We start from the raw sequence: 19770 nt of genomic DNA on the forward strand, positions 1-19770 counted from the left end.
CGCCGGGCTCGGCGTCGGCGCCGCCAGTGTCGACCCGTTCGCCAGTCCCACCGACCCGCTCTGGAGTGTTGGACCGACGTGGCTCAGCGACGGCCCCGCGGTGTTGTGTTCGGCGAAGCCCTTGGGCCCGTTGGACTCGCCGTCGCGGGGCACCCGCGGGCCGGTGTATCCCCGCATCCAGTCGGCGCGGCGCAGCGATCGCACATACCCGGCCGTGGTCTGGCGCATGTACTGCCGGGCATGTTCGTCGTATGTGGAGCGAATCTCGGTGTGGTCGCCGTGCGGCGCGTGCGCCAGCTTCGCGTCGCGCTCGTCGCGCAGCTCCAGCACGCGCTGGTGCGTCACCTCGGCCTGGTCCGAAAGCTCGAAGAAGACGCCGGGCTGTTCCCGCAGCGCCGCGTGCCCCTGGGAGCCGCGCTCCACCAGCCGGGTCGCCCGGTGGTGCAGCTCCTGGCCGGAGGCGCCCTCGAACCGGCCCTCGATCCCGGCGCGGGCGGCCAGGGCGGCGGTGACGCTGGCGTCCAGCTGGTCCGACAGCTTCTTCAGGCCCTTGCCCTGTTCGCGCAGGGCCGGGGCGTGCGCGGCGTCGTTGGCGGTGATCTCGAGGATGTCGTCCAGGCCGAGGTCCCGGAATTGGTCGTCGTTCATGGAACTCAAGCCCCCACCCCGGGCAGACCCGGCAGCTCGCGGTCACGCAGGATCGCGCCGAGGTCGTCGGCGGCGATCGAGTCCTGCCTGTCCAGGGCGTGCAGCACCTCCTGGGCCGCGGCGGCCATGGCGCGGCTCCCCTCCTCGATGCTGATCACGTAGTTCACCGTGTTGACGATGCGGCTGGCCAGGATCTCGCCGGCCTCGCGCCCCCGGTGCGGGTAGTTGACAGCCCCCAGGGTGACCTTGACGCCGCCCTGCCAGCGCGCGATGCCGGTGTCGAGGTAGTTGCCGGTGAAGGCCGGGGTCGCCTCGTCGCGGACGGCGGCCATGTCGCGCGCCGTCTGGTGCATCGTGTCGATGAACTGTCGCAAGGCGCGCCGATCGACGTGAATGCGGTCATTCATCGATGTGAATCTTCCTGTCGACAACGGGGGATGCGTCCAGCTTATTCGCAGTGAGGTGCCCCACCTCCCCTGAACGGTCAGGTCGTAACAGATTAGTTAGGAAACACGGGGTCAACGCGGTGGAACATCTCCCTGCCCGTCTCCTTGACCCACTTGGCGGTGACGCCGTCGTCGGCCGCGAAGTCCTGCGCGGCCTCGGCCAGCACGGTGCCGCCGTCATAGAGGGATCGGCTGGCGGAGGCCGACATCCGCTGCAACAGGTCCAACAGCGCCTCCCACGGTTCGGAGGTCTCTCCCATCGCCAGGAGCTGGGTGTCGTTGGCTTTGCTGAAGTCCTTGGTGGCCGTGGAGAAGTCCTTCGCCAGCGCGGGGACCTGGTTGGTCGCCAGGCCGTAGAGCTCCTTGAGGTCGGCGGCGGTGGCGCCGGTGGTGTGGAAGTCGCCGCGCCCCTTCACCAGCCTGCCCGGCTTCGGGTCCAGGCTGTCGCGGATGTCGTGCGAACCCTTGCCGTCCAGGGCCTTGAGGTCCCGATTCAGTCCCTTCACGATCTTGTCCTCGTGTTCGTCGAGCTTCTTCTGTCGGTATTGCAGCTCCGGGTACATCGAGTACTCCAGCAGCCAATAGACGTTGTCGTAGTCGGTGTTGCCGCTGGTGTCGGTGGCCGCGCTCTGCGCCACCGACAGGCCGCCGCTGACGATGGCGAAGGTCAAAGCGAGGCTGCCGCCGCCGGTGGCCACGGCGCCGACCACCCCGATCAAGGCCCCGACCACACTGAACAGCAGGTCGTTGTTGGGGATGTCGGTCTCGGCCTCCATCGCGTTGAGCGCCTTGATCGTGTTGTCGGCGATGTCGATGGCGTCGTTTTCGGCGGCCTTCAGCAGGCCCCGCAGGCAATCCAGTGCCTTGGACAGCTCCTCGGCGAGCGCGCCCTGGTTCTGGGCGGCGCCGTTGATGACGTCCAGGTAGTCGATGAACGCGTCGATCGTGGAGCCGCCGAACTTGGTGTCGTCGTGCAGCAGGTCCTTGAGGCGGAAGAACGACTCCTGCGCGGCGTCCAGCACGGTGCGGCCCCGGTCGACGGCGGCCTGCTTGCCGGGCAGCCCGTACGGGTCGCGGTACCCGATCCAGGCGAAGGCGCCGGGAATCCCCGAGATGACCTCGCTGTCGTAGGGGTCGGCGGGCCAGTCGTACACATAGGTCGGATTGTCGAAGACCCAATCGATGTATCCGTCACCGTCAATCTCCGTGAGGGCCGCCGCGGCGGCGGCCTCCTGGACCTCGTAGGCCTTGTCCATCACGGCGTTCACGCGGTGCTCCTCGGTTTCTCGATCGCGGGTGGCATACGGAAGTTACCGCGTGGTTCGCCGCTTCGCTCCCGCAAAGGACCTGGTCAGACCGTTCGGACACGCTTGGCGCGACCTGACCGTTCGGACGATGGCAGGGCGCGGCAAACCCCTCACGCTGGCCGAAACCGTGAAAGGAGCACCGTGACTTCGAACCAACCCGCCGAGCCGCCCACCGCGATGCGGACCCTCGAGAGGCTGTCGGAGATCTCTGACGGCCGCGTCACCGCCACCTCCCCCGACGGGCGCGCCAAGGTCACCCTCCAGGCAGGAAAGTACAGTGTGGAGCTTCGCGCCGACGGCTTCCAGGACCTGGATCCCAGGGACCTGGCGGAGGAGGTGACGCACGCCGTCTACGGCACCTCACGGGGTCGGCGCCAGGCCGAGCGGACGGTGCTGGACGCCTATCGCGCCCATCGGCCGAAGCGGCCGCCGCGTCCCGAATCGGAGCGCGCGCGGATTCGAAACGCCCAGGAATCGGTGTCCGTCACGGCGATCTCGGCGAGCCGCATGGTGCGCGGCAGCTGGGGCGTGACCGGCGGCCTGCGGCTGAAGATCGCCGCGGTCAACGCCGCGCACCGCGAACGGCTCGCCACCGAGATCTCCACGGTCCTCAACCAACTGTCCGAAGGGTTCCGTGCGGAACTGAAGCGGGCCACGGGAGAGGCGAAACGCCGGCTGCGCGCCGACGGACTCCCGTAACGACGAACGCGGGCCTCGGGACAGCGCCCGGGGCCCGCGTCGCGTGCGTCGTGATCAGTCCTCGCCCTTGCCCGTCTTCATGCCCTGCGAGATCAGGTCCATCACGGACGAATCCTGCAGCGTCGTGACGTCGCCCAGCGAGCGGTGCTCGGCCACGTCGCGCAGCAGGCGGCGCATGATCTTGCCCGAGCGGGTCTTGGGCAGCTCCGCCACCACCATGATCTGGCGCGGCTTGGCGATCGGACCCAGGGTCTTGCCCACGTGGTCGCGCAGCTCGGCCAGCAGCGCGTCGCCGCCCTCCACGCCGGAGCGCAGGATCGTGAAGGCCACGATGGCCTGGCCGGTCACCGGGTCGGTGGCGCCCACGACGGCGGACTCCGCCACCGCCGGGTGCGACACCAGGGCCGACTCCACCTCGGTGGTGGAGATGTTGTGGCCCGACACCAGCATCACGTCGTCGACGCGGCCCAGCAGCCAGATGTTGCCCTCGTCGTCGCGCTTGGCGCCGTCGCCGGCGAAGTACATGCTGTCGAATTTGGACCAGTACGTGTCGACGTAGCGCTTGTCGTCGCCCCAGATGGTGCGCAGCATGGACGGCCACGGCTCGCGCAGCACCAGGTAACCGCCGCCGCCGTTGGGAACCGAGTTCCCCTCGTCGTCGACCACGTCGGCGACGATGCCCGGCAGCGGGTGCTGGGCCGAGCCCGGCACCGTCGAGGTGACGCCCGGCAGCGGGGAGATCATCTGGGACCCGGTCTCGGTCTGCCACCAGGTGTCCACGATGGGGCAGCGGTCGCCGCCGATGGTCTTGCGGTACCACATCCAGGCCTCGGGGTTGATCGGCTCGCCGACCGATCCGAGCAGCCGGAGGCTGGACAGGTCGAATTCCGCGGGAATGTCGTCGCCCCACTTCATGAAGGTGCGGATCGCGGTGGGGGCGCCGTAGAAGATGGTGACGCCGTACTTCTGGATGACCTCCCAGAACCGTCCCTTGTGGGGAGTGTCGGGAGTGCCCTCGTACATCACCTGGGTGGCGCCGTTGGACATCGGGCCGTACACGAAGTAGGAGTGGCCGGTGACCCAGCCGATGTCGGCGCTGCACCAGAACACGTCGGTCTCGGGCTTCAGGTCGAAGACCGCGTTGACCGTGTAGGAGCACTGGGTGAGATACCCGCCGCTGGTGTGCAGGATTCCCTTGGGCTTGGCGGTGGTGCCCGAGGTGTACAGGATGTACAGCGGGTGCTCGGCGTCGAAGGAGCGCGGCTCGTGCTCGGACGAGGCGGCGTCGACAACCTCGTGCCACCACAGGTCCTTGTCGGTCCACTCGACGTCCTGGCCGGTGCGCCGCACCACCAGGACATTCTCGACGGACGGACAGCGCGCCACCGACTCGTCCACCACCGGCTTCAGGGCGTTGGGCTTGCCGCGCCGGTACCCGCCATCGGCGGTGATGACCAGCTTGGCGTCGGCGTCCTGAATCCGGCCCGACAGCGCGTCGACGCTGAAGCCGCCGAACACCACTGAGTGGGTGGCGCCGATCCGGGCGCAGGCCAGCATCGCCACGGCCGCCTCGGGGATCATCGGCATGTAGATGGCCACCCGGTCGCCGGCCGCGATGCCGAGCCCGGTGAGGGCGTTGGCGGCCCGGGAAACCTCGTCCTTCAGGTCGTTGTAGGTGATGGTGCGGGTGTCGCCCGGCTCGCCCTCCCAGTGGATCGCCACCCGGTCGCCGTTTCCGGCGTCCACGTGCCGGTCGACGCAGTTGTAGGCGACGTTGAGCTCGCCGCCGGTGAACCACTTGGCGAAGGGCGGGTTGTCCCAGTCCAGCACCCGGTCCCACTTCTTCGTCCAATGCAGACGTTCGGCCTGCTCCGCCCAGAAACCCAGCCGGTCCGCCGCGGCCCGCTCATACGCGTCCGCCTTGACATTGGCGTTGGCCGCCATGTCCACCGGCGGGTCGAAGTGCCGCGTCTCGGTGAGCAGGTTGGCTAGCGTTTCCTGTGAATTGTTCGCGGAGTCGTTCACTGTCATCTCCTCGTGCTGACCAGGCCGGGCACCCGCCTGCGTGGAACTGTCAATTAGCCACGACCATAGTCCCGCGACGGCCCCGCCGTAAATGCGCCCCGATGCTTGATATGGGGCCCCGCGCGCACTTTCACGCACCCCTTGCGCCGAACGGCCGATGCAGACACCAACCGTCTAGACGGTATGGTCGGCTGGTGAGCGATCCCCTTGCACCCCTCCTGGAGCTCGCCGAAGTCGCCGACTCCTTGGAGAATGCCCGCTTCGCCGTCGACCGTACCCTGTGGCATAAGGCCCTGCGCCACAAGGGATCCGCGATCGCCGCCGAGGTTTCTCTGCGTTGCGCGGTGGCGTCGGCCGAATTGGACGGGGCCGCCTATCCCCTGGACGAGGTGCGCGCGGGGACCGTCACCGATCCCGTGGTGCAGGGCGCGCTGCGCGTGGCCACCGAGCTGCCGAACCTCGTCGCCACCTGGTCGACCGCCCCCCGCCAGGTGCTGGCCCGGCTGCATCTGCTGGCCGCCCGCGACCTCGCCGCCGACGACGACCTGGGCCGCCCGGTCGTCAACGCCTCCGGCAACTCCCGGCTGGACACCCTGTGCGCCTTGATAACCAGCGAGTCCAAGCTGCCCGCTTCCCTGGTGGCCGCGGTGGTGCACGGCGAGCTGCTGGCCCTGCGGCCCTTCCCGGTCGCCGGCGGCGTCGTGGCCCGCGCCGCCGCCCGCCTCACCCTGGCGTCGCGCGGCCTGGATCCCTTGCTGCTCATCGCGATCGACTGCGGCCACCTGCGGCGCGGCCCCGAGTACACCGGCGGCTGCCACTCCTTCGCCACCGGCACCCCCGACGGCCTGCGGGCGTGGCTGAAGCACTACGGCATGGCCCTGGAGGCCGGCGCCGACGAGAGCTCCCGGGTCTGCAACACCGTCTGAACCGCTGAACGCCCGCCCCTGAGCAGCCATTTTGGATCTATTCCAGATTCCCTTGAGATACGAAACCCAGCATTGGCGCGGGACCTTGTCGAATCTTCTTAAGGTCCCTTGTGCTGCAACGGTTTTCATACCACTAGGGGCCGAGTTTGTGGAATTTCGATCCGACCGGGAACGTGCTGTCGCGATTCGGCCGGCGGGTGAGGTCGACGCCCGACGCGCTCGCCGTTGAGTCCTTCGACGGGCGACTGACCTACCGGCAACTGGACGAGCGCGCCGAGCAGGTGTGCGGCGCGCTGCGCGACAGCGGGGTCGGCGCCGACTCCGTTGTGGGCGTGATGCTGCCGCGGTCCGCCGAGCTGGTGGTGGCGTTGGTCGGGGTGCTGAAGGCCGGTGCGGCGTACATGGCCATGGACGTGGCGCAGCCGCCGCGGCGGCTCGCGCGGATGCTGTCGATTTCCGGGGCGTCGCGCGTCCTCACGAACACCGTCCACGGCGCGAACCCGGCGCTCGCCGCGTCGGCGTCCGTGGAAAGGATCCTGCTCGACTCCGCGACGGTGCTGTCGCGGACGGACGTCGCGCGGCCCGTCACGATCGGTCCCGACGACCTGGCGTACGTCGTGTTCACCTCGGGCTCGACGGGATCTCCCAAGGGCGTCATGGTCGGTCACGCCGCGTTCGAGGACCTGATCGGTTGGTATCGCGTCGAATCGGGCATCACCGAGCACGATCGGCTCAGCATGATCGCGTCGATCGGATTCGACGCGGTGACCGTCGAGATCTGGCCGGGCCTGGCGAGCGGCGCGAGCCTCCACGTCGTCGACGAGACGGTTCGGCTGAACCCACCGCGATTGCGCGATTGGTTGTGCGACAACGCGATCACCGTGGCGTCCATGCCGACACCGCTGGCGGACGCCCTGTCGGACCTGGAGTGGAGGCCCGGCGCGTCGCTGCGCGTCATGCACACCGGCGGCGACCGGCTCGTTCGGCGCCCGGCGGCGGCGACGCCGTACACATTGATCAACGGCTACGGCCCCTCGGAGGCGACGGTCGCGGTGACCGCGGGTGTGGTGACTCCCTCCGGGCGGGGCTCCGGGCTCCCCTCGATCGGGCATCCGCTGCCCGGGGTCGTCCACTACATCCTGGACGAAGAGCTGCGCCCCGTGCCCGACGGCGAGCCCGGAGAGTTCTACGTCGGCGGCGTGGGTCTGGCCCGGGGATACATCAACCGCCCGGATCTGACCGCCGATCGCTTCGTCCCCGATCCATTCTCGACACAGGGCGGGCGGCGGCTCTACCGCACCGGCGATCTGGTCCGGCGGCGCGCGGACGGAAAGCTGGAGTTCCTCGACCGCAACGACACCCAGACGCAGGTGCGCGGCCACCGGGTGGAACCGGCCGAGGTCGCCGCCGCGCTGCTGGCGCACCCCGACCTCGCGCACGCGTACGTGCAGGCCCTGGCCCACCCCGGCGACGGCGGGTCGCGTCTCGTCGCGCACATCGTCCCGCGCGACCCGCACCGGATCCCGACGGTCAAGGCGCTGCGCGAGCGCCTGCGCGGCGACCTGCCCGAATACATGGTGCCGAGCGTCTTCGTCGTCGTTGACGCCCTCCCCTTGTCGCCCAACGGGAAGGTCGACCGGCAGCGCCTGCGCGAGGTGGACCTCGGGGAACGGCAAACCGGCGACGACTACCAGGAACCCCGCACCGCGCTGGAGTCGCGGCTCGCGCGGATCTGGCGGGATGTGCTGCGGGTGGATCGCGTCGGCGTCACCGATGACCTGTTCGACGTCGGCGGGCATTCGCTGACGGCCACCATCATCGCCGCGCGGATCCAGGACGGTGAGGGCGTGGAGATCACCGTCGCCGAGGTGCTGTCGACGACCACGGTGGAGCGGCTGGCGGAGCTGGTGGAACGGCGCCGCGGCGCGTCGCCGACCCTGCCCGTGCTCAGGGCGGGCGGCAAGACGCGGGCGCCCCTGTCCCGCCAGCAGGAGCAGGTGTGGTTCCTGGGCAAGCTGAACCCGGACAGCATCGCCTACCAGTCGCAGACGACCATCCGCATGGTCGGCGAACTGGATCTGGACGCGCTGGACGCGGCCGTGACCGAGCTCACCAGGCGGCACGCGATCCTGCGAACGACTTACCGCGAGGACGACTCCGGGCGTTGGCAGGTCGTTCACCCGCCCGAGCCCGTTCGGGTCCGCCGGGTCGACCTGACGGGCCTGCCGCCCGAGACGCGCGCGGCGCGCGGCGAGGAGCTCGTCGCCGCGGAGATGAGCCGCCGTTTCGACCTCGGCTGCCTGCCGATGCAGCGGTGGACGTCGATCCGGCTCGCGCCCGACGAACACGAGCTGGTCCTGGTGGAGCATCACATGGTCCACGATGGGTGGTCGTTCACGCTGATGATGCGGGAACTCAAGACCCTGTACGCCGCCCACCTCGGCGGCACCGCCGAGGTCCTGCCCGAACTCCCCGCCCAGTACGCCGACTTCGCGACGTGGCAACACGACGACCTCGCCGAGGGCGGCAAGCTGTCGGAACAGCTGGACTTCTGGCGACGGCGGCTGGACGGCCTCGGCGAACCGCTGACGGTGCGTCCCGACCACCCGCGGCCCGTGGTCTCCGCCAACCGCGGCAATACCCTGCGGTTCGAGCTGCCCGCGGCCCTGCCGCCGCTGGTGCGCGACTTCTGCCGCGGCCAGCGGGTGACGCTGTTCTCGACGATGTTCGCCGCGTTCAACGCCCTGCTGCACCGCTACACCTCGGTGGAGGACCTGTGCGTCGCCTCGGCCTTCGCGAATCGGCGCATCCCCGGCGCCCAGGCGATGATCGGGATGTTCGTGAACCCCGTTCCGTTGCGGCAGCGGGTTTCCGCGGACATGAGGTTCGACGAGCTGGTGCGGCAGTCGGCCGAGGGGCTCGCCGAGGCCGCCGCGTACCAGGAGTTCCCCTTCCCCGAACTGGTGCGGGCGCTCAATCCCGGCCGGGACATCTCGGGGCAACCGTTGACCCAGATTATGTTCAGCGCCCACGATTCCGCACTGCCCGACCTGGACTTCGGGGCCGCCAGCGGCACCGTCTTCGAACGCGGCAACGGATCGGCCAAGATGGACATAGACGTGGTCGTCCTGCCCCGCGCCGAAAGCCAGACCCGCGACGCGGCCCGCACCGACGAGCGCATCACCATGATGTGGGAGTACAACACCGAGCTGTACGACGAGACCACGATGCGGCGGATGGCCGACCGCTACGTCCAGCTCCTTCAGGCCGCGATCGCCGCGCCCGACACCCCGATCGGGTCGCTGCCGCTGTTGTCGCCGAGCGAGCGACACCGGGTCCTCACCGAATGGAACCCGCCCGCCGACTCTCGTCCGATCGCGGTGCACCACCAGGTGCTCGCCCACGCCGCCCGACGCCCCGACTCCCCCGCCGTGGCCGCCGACGGCTCGATCCTCACCTACGGCGACCTCGCGGGCCGCGCGGCGGCGCTGGCGCGGACCCTGCGGGACAAGGGAATCGGCCCCGGCGACGTGGTCGGCGTGCTGTTGCCGCGCTGCGCCCGGCTGCCGATCGCGCAGCTCGGCGTCATGCTGGCGGGCGCGGCGTTCCTGCCGATCGACGTGGACTCGCCGCCCGAACGCGTCGCGTTCCAGTGCGACGACGCCCCCGTGTCGACGGTGGTGACCACTCCGCGGTGGGCCGCCGGGCTCCCGTCCACGGTCGACGTGGTGAACGCGGACGGACCGTCCGGCGCGGCACCGCCGGCCGGCGTCGCGGTGGCGACCGATGATCCCGCGTACGTGATCTACACGTCGGGGTCGACGGGGCGACCCAAGGGCGTTGTGGTGGGCCACGCCTCCCTGGCGAACCTCGCCGAGTGGCACCGCGAGCGTTTCGGGTTGTCGCCGTCCGATCGGGTGTCCATGGTGGCGTCGCCCGCGTTCGACGTGTCGGTCGGCGAGATCTGGCCGGCGCTGGCCGCCGGCGCCTGTCTCGCCGTCCCCGCCGACGATGTGCGCCTGTCGCCGCCGAGGCTGCGGGATTGGTTGGGCGAACAGGAAATCACCGTCACCGATCTGCCCGTGGCGCTGGTGGAGTCGCTGCTGGAGCTGCCCTGGGGCGCCGAGACCCCGCTGCGTTTCATGTTGACCGGCGGCGATCGGCTCACCAAGCGTCCACCCGGGACGGTGCCGTTCGCGGTGGTGAACGCGTACGGGCCGACCGAGGCGACCGTGACCGCGACCAGCGGCACGGTGCGTCCCGACGGGGCGGCGGCGCCGTCCATCGGGCGGCCGATCAACGGCGCGGCCTGTTACGTGCTCGACGCGGAGCTGAATCCGGTTCCCCCCGGCGTCACGGGCGAGCTGTACCTGGGGGGCCGCGGCGTCGCGCTGCGGTACCTGGGTCGGCCCGACCTGACCGCCGACCGTTTCGTGCCCGACCCGTTCTCGGCCGCCGAGGGGCGCCGGATGTACCGCACCGGGGACCTGGTGCGGCATCTGCCCGATGGTCGGCTGGAGTTCCTGGGGCGCAACGACTCGCAGATCAAGGTCCGCGGACACCGCATCGAGCCCGCCGAGATCGAGGCCGCCCTGCGGGCCCACTGCGGGGCCGGCAGCGCCCACATCGCCCTGCGACCGCGGGACGGCGGCGGTGACTGGCTGGTCGGCTACCTGGTGTCGGCCGACGGCCCGCGCCCGGACGCCCCACAGTTGCGGGAGCGTCTGGCTCCGCGGCTGCCCGGCTACATGATCCCGCAGGCGTTCGTGTGGCTGGACGCGTTGCCGCTCAATCGAAACGGCAAGGTGGACGCCGCGCGGCTGCCCGCGCCGAGTCGCCAGGCCGCCCCGGGCGGCGCGTCGTCGCCCGCCGGCGACCTGGAACGCGAACTCGCCCGCCTGTGGCGCGAGGTCCTGAACGTCGAGGACGTGGGCGTCGGCGACAACTTCTTCGACCTGGGCGGGCATTCGCTGCTGCTGGGCCACGTCCACCACCGCATCACGACCGAGCTGGGCAGGGAACTGCCCATGGTGGCGCTGTTCCAGCACACCACGATTCGCGCGCTGGCCACGCATCTGTCCGAGGCGGACACCCGGGCGACGGCCGCGAGCGGCGCGCCCGCCCGCCGCGTCGGCGCGGCCCGCCTCAACCGCGGTCGTCGACGCTCCTTTCGAAGGGACAGTGAATGAACGACGCCGACGAGTCGAGACTGGCCGTCATCGGGATGGCGGGCCGATTCCCGGGGGCAGCGGGCCTGGAGGAGTTCTGGGAGAACCTGTCCCGGGGCGTGGAGTCGATCCGCCCACTACCGGTGCCCGAGGCGGCGACGCACCAGCCCGCCGCCGGGGTGCTCGACGACGCCGACTGCTTCGACGCGGGCTACTTCGGTTACGCGCCCGCCGAGGCGCTGATCATCGACCCGCAGCACCGGTTGTTCATGGAGTGCGCCGTCGAGGCCCTGGAGCACGCCGGACAGGACCCGTCGCGCTTTCCCGGGCCGATCGGCGTGTACGCGGGCAGCAGCCAGACGGCATACCTGGACACCCTGCGTGCGCATCGAGACCACATCGGAGGCTTCAGCGACTTTCAGCTGCGGCTGGCCACGGGCATCGACTTCCTGACCACCCGCGCCGCCTACAAGCTCGGCCTGCGGGGACCGGCGGTCACCGTGCAGACCGCCTGCTCCACGTCGCTGGTCGCCGTGCACCAGGCCGCGCAGGCCCTGCTGGCGGGCGAATGCGACATCGCGCTGGCCGGCGGCGCGAGCGTCCACATTCCCACCTACCCGGGCGAATACACCCCCGACGGCGTGCTGGCCGCCGACGGCCACTGCCGCGCGTTCGACGCCGCCGCCGACGGGACGATCAGCGGCAACGCCGTGGGAATCGTTGTCCTGAAACGGCTCGACGACGCCATCGCCGACGGCGACACCGTTCACGCCGTCGTGCTGGCGACCGCCGTCAACAACGACGGGAACCTCAAGATCGGCTTCACCGCGCCCAGTGTGGACGGACAGGCCGAGGTGATGCGCACCGCCCTGGAGGTCGCGGACCTGGAGCCCGACAGCATCGGATACGTCGAGGCGCACGGCACGGGCACCCCCCTGGGGGACCCCATCGAGATCGCCGCGCTGACCAACGCCTACGGCACCGCCCGCGAGGACGTGTGCTGGATCGGTTCGGTCAAGACGAACATCGGCCACACCGACGCCGCCGCGGGCGTGACGGGGTTCATCAAGGCCGTCCTGGCGCTGCGCCATCGCCACCTGCCGCCGAGCCTGCACTTCACCACACCCAACCCCAACATCGACTTCGCGAAGTCGCCGTTTCGGGTCAACACCGCGTCGCGGCCCTGGGATGCCGACGGCACCCCGCGACGCGCCGCCGTGAACTCCCTGGGCCTGGGCGGCACCAATGCGCACGTCATCCTGGAGGAGCCCCCGGACGAGGCACCGACCGACCCGGGCCGTATGTGGCAGCTGGTGGTGTTGTCCGCTCGTTCGCGATCCGCGCTGGCCCGGGCGCGCTCGCGGCTGTCGGCGCGGCTGCGGCGGCATCCCGACACCGACCTGGCGGACCTGGCCTGGACGACCCAGGTGGGGCGCCGGGCCCACGATTTCCGCTGCCACGTCGTGGCCGCCGACGTGGGCCCATTGGCGTCCATGTTGGAGCACCCAGGGGACGCGGTCGAGGCCACCGGCGACGCCGGGCGGTGCGTGACCATGCTCTTCCCCGGGCAGGGCGGCCAGCGGATCGGCATGGCCCGCGACCTCTACGAGACCGAGCCCGTGTACCGGGCCGCGTTCGACGAGTGCGCCGGGCTGTTCGCTCCCCGCGTTGGTGTCGACCTGCGCCGGGTGCTGTACGACGGCCCCGAGGACGCCGAAGCATTGGCGCCCTTGCCGATCGGGCACGCGGCGATCTTCGCCGTCGAGATCGCGCTTCATCGACTGTGGACGCACTGGGGGGTGACGCCCGATTCGGTCGCGGGCCACAGCCTCGGCGCGTTCGCCGCCGCGCACGTCGCGGGGGTGTTCACCCTGGACGACGCCGTGGCCGTCGTGGCCACCCGCGCCCGCCTCATCGGGGGCCTGCCCGAAGGCGGCATGGTCGCGGTGCCGCTGCCCGAGGCCCGGGTCGCCGAGCTGCTCGACGAGGGCCTGTCGATCGCGGCCGTCAACGCCCCCCGGCAATGCGTCGTGTCGGGTGCCCGCGCCGACGTCGATCGCTTCGCCGTCCGGCTCCGCGAGTCCGGCGTGGACGTCCGCCGGCTGCGGATCCCCGCCGCCGGCCACTCCCGGCTGGTGGACCCGATCGTCGACGAGTTCGCCCGCTTCGTGGAGACCGTGCCCATGCGGGAACCGGGCATGCCGATCTTCTCCGACCACACCGGCCAACTGCTCGAACCCGACCGGGCGCGAGACCCCGCGTACTGGGCGGCGCACCTGCGCGGCACGGTGCGGTTCGGCGACACCGTGGCGACGATTCTCAAGCACGACGACCACACCATCGTCGAGGCCGGACCCGGTCGCACCCTGAGCACGCTGGTGCGTCGGCACCCGGACTTTCGCGACGGCCACGTCGCCGCGGCCAGCCTGTCACACCCCGCCGAGGCGGGACCCGACCTGCCGAGCCTCGTGGACGCCGTGGGGCAACTGTGGACGTCGGGCCACGACATCGACTGGGCCGCGATGCACTCCGGTGCCCGGCGCCGCCGAATCCCGCTACCCGCCTATCCCTTCGAGCGGATGCGCTTCCGGGTGGAACCCGGGGCGGACGTCCCCATCTCCATCGACACCATCGGCCGGGAACGCCCGGAGGTCGCCCACGTCGAGGCGCCCGCCGGCGCGACCGAGGCGACGGTGGCGGCGGCCTTCCACAAGATCCTCGGCGTACCCGAGGTGGGCCGTCGGCACGACTTCTTCGCCATGGGCGGCGATTCGCTGCTGGCGACCCAACTCACCGCCTGGATCCACGAGCGGTTCGACACCCGCGTCTCGGTGCGCGCGGTGTTCGCCAATCCCACGGTCGCCGACCTGGCCGCGTTCATCGACCGGGCCACGGCCGACGACCCCGCAAACCCAAGGAGCGATTGACATGTTCGAAGACGACGACGAGCGGCGATACACCGTGGTGCGCAACATTTCCGGGCAGTACGCGATCTGGCCCGCCGACCGTGAGACCCCGCTGGGCTGGTCGGTGGCGGGACTCACCGCGTTCAAGGCCGAGTGCCTCGCGGAGATCACCGAACTGTGGACGGACATGCGTCCGGTGCGATCCGGCGCGGATCGGGATCGATGACCACCGCGGCCGACGTGGGCGACGCCGGGCGGGGCCTGTGGAGGCACCGCGACTTCATGAAGCTGTGGATCGCGCAGACCATCAGCCTGTTCACCTCCCAGTTCCTGCTACTCGCCCTGCCGCTGACCGCCGTGCTGCTGCTGGACGCCGGTCCCACCCAGGTCGGCCTGCTCACCGCGGCCGGATACGCCCCGTTCCTCCTCATCGGACTCCCGGCCGGGGTGTGGGTGGATCGCCTGCGCCGACGGCCCATCATGATCACCGCCGATGTGGCGCGGTGCCTCATCCTGTCGACGGTCCCGGTGCTCTACCTCAACGACGCGTTGACGTTGGCCGTCCTCTACCCGATCGTGTTCGCCGCCGGGGTGTTCACGGTGTTCAACGACGTGGCGGGGCAGTCCTACCTGCCGTCCCTGGTGGCGCGCGGGCAGCTCACCGACGCCAACGCCAAGCTGTCGGCCTCGCAGTCGACCGCCCAGCTGGCGGGGCCGGCGGGAACCGGCGGTTTGGTGCAGCTGCTGACGGGCCCCATAACCGTCCTGATCGGAGCGATCGGGTACCTCGGCTCGGCGCTGTTCCTGTCGCGCATCAAACATCGCGAGCCACCGGTCCGATCCGGCGCCGAGGCGGACGCGAACCTGTTGGCGCGCATGACACAGGGGCTGCGCTACGTGCTCGGGCACCGGCACCTGCGCCCGATCGCGGTGTCCACGTCCGTGGCGAACCTGTTCGACCTGTTCGGCATGGTCGCGGCGGTGCTCGTGATCTTCACCATCCACGAGCTGCGGCTGACGCCCGGGATGTTCGGCCTGGCCATGGGGCTGGCGAACATCGGCGCGGTCGTCGGCGCGGCCAGCAGCCGACACCTGGTGCGGCGCTGGGGATTCGGGCCGGTGCTGGTCGTGTCCTCGGCCCTGCCGGGCCTGGCCGTCGTGGTGTTGGCGCTGGCCACCCCGAGCACCGCCATGGCTTCACTGGCCGTCTGTCTGGGCGTGTGCGGCTTCGCCATCTCGGTGTTCAACGTCAACCAGCTCAGTCTCCGCCAGACCGTCACGCCCGACGAGTTCCAGGGGCGGATGCACGCCACCATGCGATTCCTCATCTGGGGCACCCTGCCGATCGGAACGGCGGCCGGTGGCCTGCTCGGCGACGCCATCGGGATCCGCCCCACGCTGCTGGTGGCCGGCATCGGCAGCGCGCTTTCCTGTGTGCCCCTTGTGATGGCGTCGATGCACCGGGTGCGTGTGATGCCCACCGAGCCCGCGACGAACGAGGTTGAATCATGACGCCGCCGAAGACCCCCTGGCTGGTCAACCGGCAACCCCGGCCCGGCGCGCGGCTGCGGCTCTACTGTTTTCCCCACAGTGGAGGATCCGCGGGCGAGTACGCGCGTTGGGACGAGGGACTGTCCGATGTCGAGGTGTGGGGGGTGCAGCTCCCCGGGCGGGGACACCGGGCGGCGGCACCCGCCTCGCGCCGCATGGACGACCTGATCGCGCGGCTGCTGGGAGAGGTCGAGTTCCGACCGCCCTTCGCCCTGTTCGGGCACAGCCTGGGGGCCCTGATCGCCTACGAGACGGCGCACGCGCTGCGGGCGCAGGGGCGTCCATCCCCCGTGCACGTGGCGGCGTCGGCGTACCCGGCCCCGCACCTCACCCGCCTCCAGGAACGCGAGCCGCTGCACAAGATGGACGACGCCCGGCTGGAACCCTTGGTGCTGGAGGGATACGGCGCCCTCGCCGACGAGCTCGCCTCCGATCCCGAGTACCTGGGGCTGGTGATCGCCGGCCACCGCGCCGACTACGAGGTATTCGAGACATACCGATTCGTCGAACGCGAGCCGCTGGACGTCCCGATGATGATCCTCGGCGGACTCGACGACGACATCGGGGCCCCCGAGCTGGCCGGATGGCGCGGCCACACCCGCGCCGGTTTCGGGGTGCACCTGCTGCCCGGCGGCCACTTCTACCTGCGAGACGAGCGGGCCGCCGTGCTGCGGCTGATCGGCTCGATCCCGCCCGACGTCCCTTCGACCCCGGGAGCGACCCGATGACCACCACGCCCGGCCACGCGCCGCCCCTCCCCAGCCTGATGACCGGCCTGTTCGACGGGCGGGTCCGCTGGGACCTGCTGCGGGACTTTCCACGGCAGTCCCAAAGCGACGCCCGACAGGGGGACGCGGTCATCGCCGAACTCGACGGCATCCTCAAGCGCTACGGCGATCCCGACGACGTGGAGACCGACGGCAACCTGCCCGACGGGCTCCTGGAGACCCTGGCGGAGCGGGGCCTGCTGAACATGCGTCCGGGGCCCGAGGAGGGCGGTCGCGGGCTGTCGCGCGCGAACACGTTCCGGGTCCTGGAGGCCGCCGCCGACTGGTCCCCGACGTTGAGCCTCACCATGGCGCCCAGCAACATGCTCGGCGCCGGAAGCTACCTGCCGATCCTGCCTCCGGGGCCGCTGCGCGAGTTCATCGCCGCCAACATCCCCCGCGGCATCGGCGCCGGGGCCGACACCGAACTGTTCGGCGCGGCGAACCGCCTGCGCGCCACCACCGCCACACCCGTCGACGACGGCGCGGCATATCTCGTCAACGGCGAGAAGGCATACATCGTCAACAGCCCGGGCGCCCGGATCATTGACGTGTCCGCGACCATCCTGGACAACGGCGACCCGCGGGTGGCGTTGTTCTTCCTGACCACCGACACCCCGGGGGTCGAGGTGGGCCCCCGCCACGACTTCATCGGCTATCGCGGTCTGCCCAACGGAATGATCCGGCTGCGCGACGTCCGGGTGCCGCGCGAACACGTGCTGGGCGACGCCGCCGACGGCTGGCGGTCCGTGCCGGAGCTGACGGGCACCATGAACCAGGCCCGGATGTTCATCATCGGTTCGTCCTCCCTGTCGATCACCAAGCACTGTGTACGGTGGGCGACGCGATTCGCCGCGCGCAAACACATCGACGGTGTCCCGCTGGCCGAATACGACCACGCCCGCCAGCTGCTGGCCTCGGGCGCCGCCGACGCCTTCGCGCTGGAGAGCCTGATCGCCTGGTGCATCCACGGCGCCGAACGCGCCGACACGATGCTCGAGCAGCGCGCCGCCAAGAACCTCACGTCGATGACCTGCTGGCGCGTCACCGACCAGACGGTGTCCCTGATGGGCGCCGAGGGCACCGAATCGGCCGCCAGCAAGAAACGCAGAAACGCGCCCCACGCCGAACCCGTGGAACGCTTCCAGCGCAACGCCCGCGTGCTGCGGGTGTCCGGGGGCGTCGACTTCCTCGTCGACTACGCGGCGGGGCGCGCGGGCGTCTTCGCACACCACTACGCGATGGCCGCCGGGGAAGTCTCCCGCCGCGACGGCGTCGCGCCGCCGACCCCGGAATTCGTGGGGCCCAACCGGGACCACGCCGACGCCATCGCGCGGCTGGCGCGCGAATACGCGTCGCGGGCCGAAAAGTTCGTCCGGCGCCACCCCGACCCCGCCGACCTGCACCGGCACGAGCAGATCCCGATAACGATGAACCAGATCGGCTCGGAACTGACCACCATGGCGATCGCCCTGGCCCGCGGCCACCAGTCCGGCGGCGTGGCCGCGGACCTGGCCGACGTCTACTGCGTCCACGCCCGGCGGCGCGTCGACGACCTGTGGTGCCGGCTCGACGCGAGCACGCCGCAGGGACAGGACCGGGTCGTCGCCGACCTGCTCGACCGACACGCGCCCTCCAGGAGCCCGAAGTGAAGTCCATTCTCGACGCCGTCACGAGCCCGCACGCCGGTCCCGCCGACATCGCGGCGCTTCCGCTGCCCGAGTCGTACCGGGCCGTCACCCTGCACGCCGACGAGGCCGACATGTTCGCCGGCATGGACAGCGCGGACAAGGACCCCCGCAAGTCCCTGCACGTCGACGACGTCGCCGTTCCCGAGCTGGGGCCCGGCGAGGCCCTGGTCGCGGTGATGGCCAGCGCCGTCAACTACAACACCGTGTGGAGTTCGATCTTCGAACCGGTGCCGACGTTCGCGTTCCTGAGGCGATACGGGCGCCTGTCGGCGCTGGCGGCGCGCCACGACCTGCCGTACCACGTCGTCGGATCGGACCTGTCCGGCGTGGTGCTGCGGACCGGCGTCGGCGTCAACGCCTACAAGCCGGGCGATCGGGTCGTGGCGCACTGCCTGTCGGTGGAACTCGAGGCGCCCGAGGGGCACGGCGACACGATGCTCGACCCCGAGCAGCGCATCTGGGGCTACGAGACCAACTTCGGCGGCTTCGGCGAGATCGCCCTGGTCAAGTCCAATCAGCTGCTGCCGAAACCCGAACACCTCACCTGGGAGGAGTCGGCGTGCTCCGGGCTCGTCAACTCCACCGCCTACCGGCAACTCGTGTCCACCAACGGCGCCAACATGACCCAGGGCGACAACGTGTTGATCTGGGGCGCCTCGGGCGGCCTCGGGTCGTACGCCGTCCAGTACGCGCTGGCCGGCGGCGCGAACCCGGTGTGCGTCGTGTCGTCGCCCGACAAGGCCGAGCTGTGCAGGCGGATGGGCGCCGAGACGGTGATCGACCGCGGTGCCGAGGGCTTTCGCTTCTGGTCGGACCCGCACACCCAGGACCCGGGCGAGTGGAAGCGTTTCGGGCGCCGGATCCGCGAGCTCACCGGCGGCGAGGACGTCGACATCGTCTTCGAACACCCCGGCCGCGAGACGTTCGGCGCCTCGACCTTCGTGGCGAAGCGGGGCGGCACCATCGTCACCTGCGCCTCCACCACCGGATACCTCCACGAATTCGACAATCGATATCTGTGGATGAATCTGAAGCGCATCATCGGCTCGCACTTCGCCAACTACGCCGAGGCATGGAGGGCCAACCGGCTCATCGCCAAGGGCAGAATCCACCCCACCCTGTCCCAGACCTACCGGCTGGACGACGCCGGCCAGGCCGTCCACGACGTGCACGCCAACCGGCACCACGGCAAGGTCGGGGTGCTGTGCCTGGCCCCCCGCGAGGGGCTGGGCGTCCGAGACACGGAACTGCGGCGGACGCACCGGGCCGCCATCGACCGCTTCCGGCGTTGAAGTTTCGAGCGCGAGTTGGATCCCCGGGGCGGCAGCGGGCACAATCTATGCCCAGTGCGTCCGAAAGGATCATGGAGTGCCCGTCTCCTCCGCCGAGCTGTCAATCGTCACCGCGCGTGCCCAGTCGCGGGACAAGACGGTGCGCGCGACCCTGAGCCAGGCCGCCGGGCTGCGGGTCCGGCTGAAACCGGGCAGCCTCGACGGCCACACGCCCGACAGCCTGGCGCGCGCCGTGTCCGCCGCCGTCACCGGCGTACTGGCCGGCTACCGCCGCGCCGGCGACCGGATCGCCGCGCGCGAGCTCGGCGCGGGCGGCCTGGAGGGGTTGCGCGACAGCGCGACCG

The 19770-nt window shown here is 70.7% G+C and carries 14 protein-coding genes; 10 read left to right on the forward strand and 4 right to left on the reverse strand.

Annotation, left to right across the window (positions count from 1 at the left end; translation table 11 throughout):
- The 3 genes from VE172_RS10005 to VE172_RS10015 all read right to left on the reverse strand — a co-directional run.
- Positions 1–648: hypothetical protein (locus VE172_RS10005; RefSeq protein ID WP_324800644.1), on the reverse strand; the 648-nt coding region annotated here is incomplete at its 3' end.
- Between the two features lie 5 nt (positions 649–653).
- Complete coding sequence (locus tag VE172_RS10010) at positions 654–1055, reverse strand: hypothetical protein (RefSeq protein ID WP_324800647.1); 402 nt, start codon at positions 1053–1055, stop codon at positions 654–656.
- A 92-nt stretch (positions 1056–1147) separates the two neighbouring features.
- Positions 1148–2362 carry a hypothetical protein gene (locus VE172_RS10015; protein ID WP_324800650.1) on the reverse strand — a complete coding sequence of 405 codons (1215 nt, stop codon included), beginning with the start codon at positions 2360–2362 and terminating at the stop codon, positions 1148–1150.
- Between the two features lie 180 nt (positions 2363–2542).
- Between VE172_RS10015 and VE172_RS10020 the strand changes: the two genes are divergently transcribed.
- Entirely contained in the window at positions 2543–3100 is a 558-nt protein-coding gene (locus VE172_RS10020; RefSeq protein WP_324800653.1) for a hypothetical protein, read from the forward strand.
- A gap of 54 nt (positions 3101–3154) precedes the next feature.
- Here VE172_RS10020 and acs read toward each other — a convergent pair whose 3' ends face one another.
- Positions 3155–5125 carry an acetate--CoA ligase gene (gene acs / locus VE172_RS10025; protein WP_324800656.1) on the reverse strand — a complete coding sequence of 657 codons (1971 nt, stop codon included), beginning with the start codon at positions 5123–5125 and terminating at the stop codon, positions 3155–3157.
- 191 nt (positions 5126–5316) lie between these two features.
- On the opposite strand from acs, the gene VE172_RS10030 reads away from it, so the two are divergent.
- The 9 genes from VE172_RS10030 to VE172_RS10070 form a co-directional block, all read left to right on the forward strand.
- On the forward strand, positions 5317–6051 hold the full coding sequence (locus VE172_RS10030) for an oxidoreductase (protein ID WP_349258323.1): 735 nt from the start codon (positions 5317–5319) through the stop codon (positions 6049–6051).
- Positions 6052–6224: 173 nt separating this feature from the next.
- Positions 6225–11240: a non-ribosomal peptide synthetase gene (locus tag VE172_RS10035; RefSeq protein ID WP_324800662.1), complete on the forward strand. Its 5016-nt coding sequence runs from the start codon at positions 6225–6227 to the stop codon at positions 11238–11240.
- Positions 11237–14146, forward strand: coding sequence for a type I polyketide synthase (locus tag VE172_RS10040; RefSeq protein WP_324800665.1), 2910 nt, complete (start codon positions 11237–11239; stop codon positions 14144–14146). The genes VE172_RS10035 and VE172_RS10040 overlap by 4 nt, the downstream gene beginning before the upstream one ends.
- Before the next feature lies 1 nt (position 14147).
- The gene (locus VE172_RS10045) at positions 14148–14351 is read left to right on the forward strand and encodes an MbtH family protein (protein ID WP_324800667.1); all 204 of its coding nucleotides are present in this window, start codon (positions 14148–14150) and stop codon (positions 14349–14351) included.
- Positions 14348–15637, forward strand: coding sequence for an MFS transporter (locus tag VE172_RS10050; RefSeq protein ID WP_324800670.1), 1290 nt, complete (start codon positions 14348–14350; stop codon positions 15635–15637). The genes VE172_RS10045 and VE172_RS10050 overlap by 4 nt, the downstream gene beginning before the upstream one ends.
- Positions 15634–16404 carry a thioesterase II family protein gene (locus tag VE172_RS10055; RefSeq protein WP_324800672.1) on the forward strand — a complete coding sequence of 257 codons (771 nt, stop codon included), beginning with the start codon at positions 15634–15636 and terminating at the stop codon, positions 16402–16404. Before VE172_RS10050 ends, VE172_RS10055 begins: the two co-directional genes overlap by 4 nt.
- A complete protein-coding gene (locus VE172_RS10060) occupies positions 16401–18095 on the forward strand; it encodes an acyl-CoA dehydrogenase family protein (protein WP_324800674.1) in 1695 nt (564 codons plus the stop codon). Before VE172_RS10055 ends, VE172_RS10060 begins: the two co-directional genes overlap by 4 nt.
- A complete protein-coding gene (gene ccrA / locus VE172_RS10065) occupies positions 18092–19426 on the forward strand; it encodes a crotonyl-CoA carboxylase/reductase (RefSeq protein ID WP_324800676.1) in 1335 nt (444 codons plus the stop codon). Before VE172_RS10060 ends, ccrA begins: the two co-directional genes overlap by 4 nt.
- A gap of 76 nt (positions 19427–19502) precedes the next feature.
- A partial coding sequence (locus VE172_RS10070) for a hypothetical protein (protein WP_324800678.1) occupies positions 19503–19770 on the forward strand: 268 nt, incomplete at its 3' end.

This window comes from Stackebrandtia sp., from assembly GCF_035643755.1.
In the GTDB taxonomy this organism is placed as follows: domain Bacteria; phylum Actinomycetota; class Actinomycetes; order Mycobacteriales; family Micromonosporaceae; genus Stackebrandtia.

Coding starts and splice junctions, on each gene's coding strand:
- VE172_RS10060 (WP_324800674.1), top strand. CDS start 16,401: ATGACCACCACGCCCGGCCACGCGCCGCCCCTCCCCAGCCTGATGACC.
- VE172_RS10010 (WP_324800647.1), bottom strand. CDS start 1,055: ATGAATGACCGCATTCACGTCGATCGGCGCGCCTTGCGACAGTTCATC.
- VE172_RS10040 (WP_324800665.1), top strand. CDS start 11,237: ATGAACGACGCCGACGAGTCGAGACTGGCCGTCATCGGGATGGCGGGC.
- VE172_RS10045 (WP_324800667.1), top strand. CDS start 14,148: ATGTTCGAAGACGACGACGAGCGGCGATACACCGTGGTGCGCAACATT.
- VE172_RS10055 (WP_324800672.1), top strand. CDS start 15,634: ATGACGCCGCCGAAGACCCCCTGGCTGGTCAACCGGCAACCCCGGCCC.
- VE172_RS10050 (WP_324800670.1), top strand. CDS start 14,348: ATGACCACCGCGGCCGACGTGGGCGACGCCGGGCGGGGCCTGTGGAGG.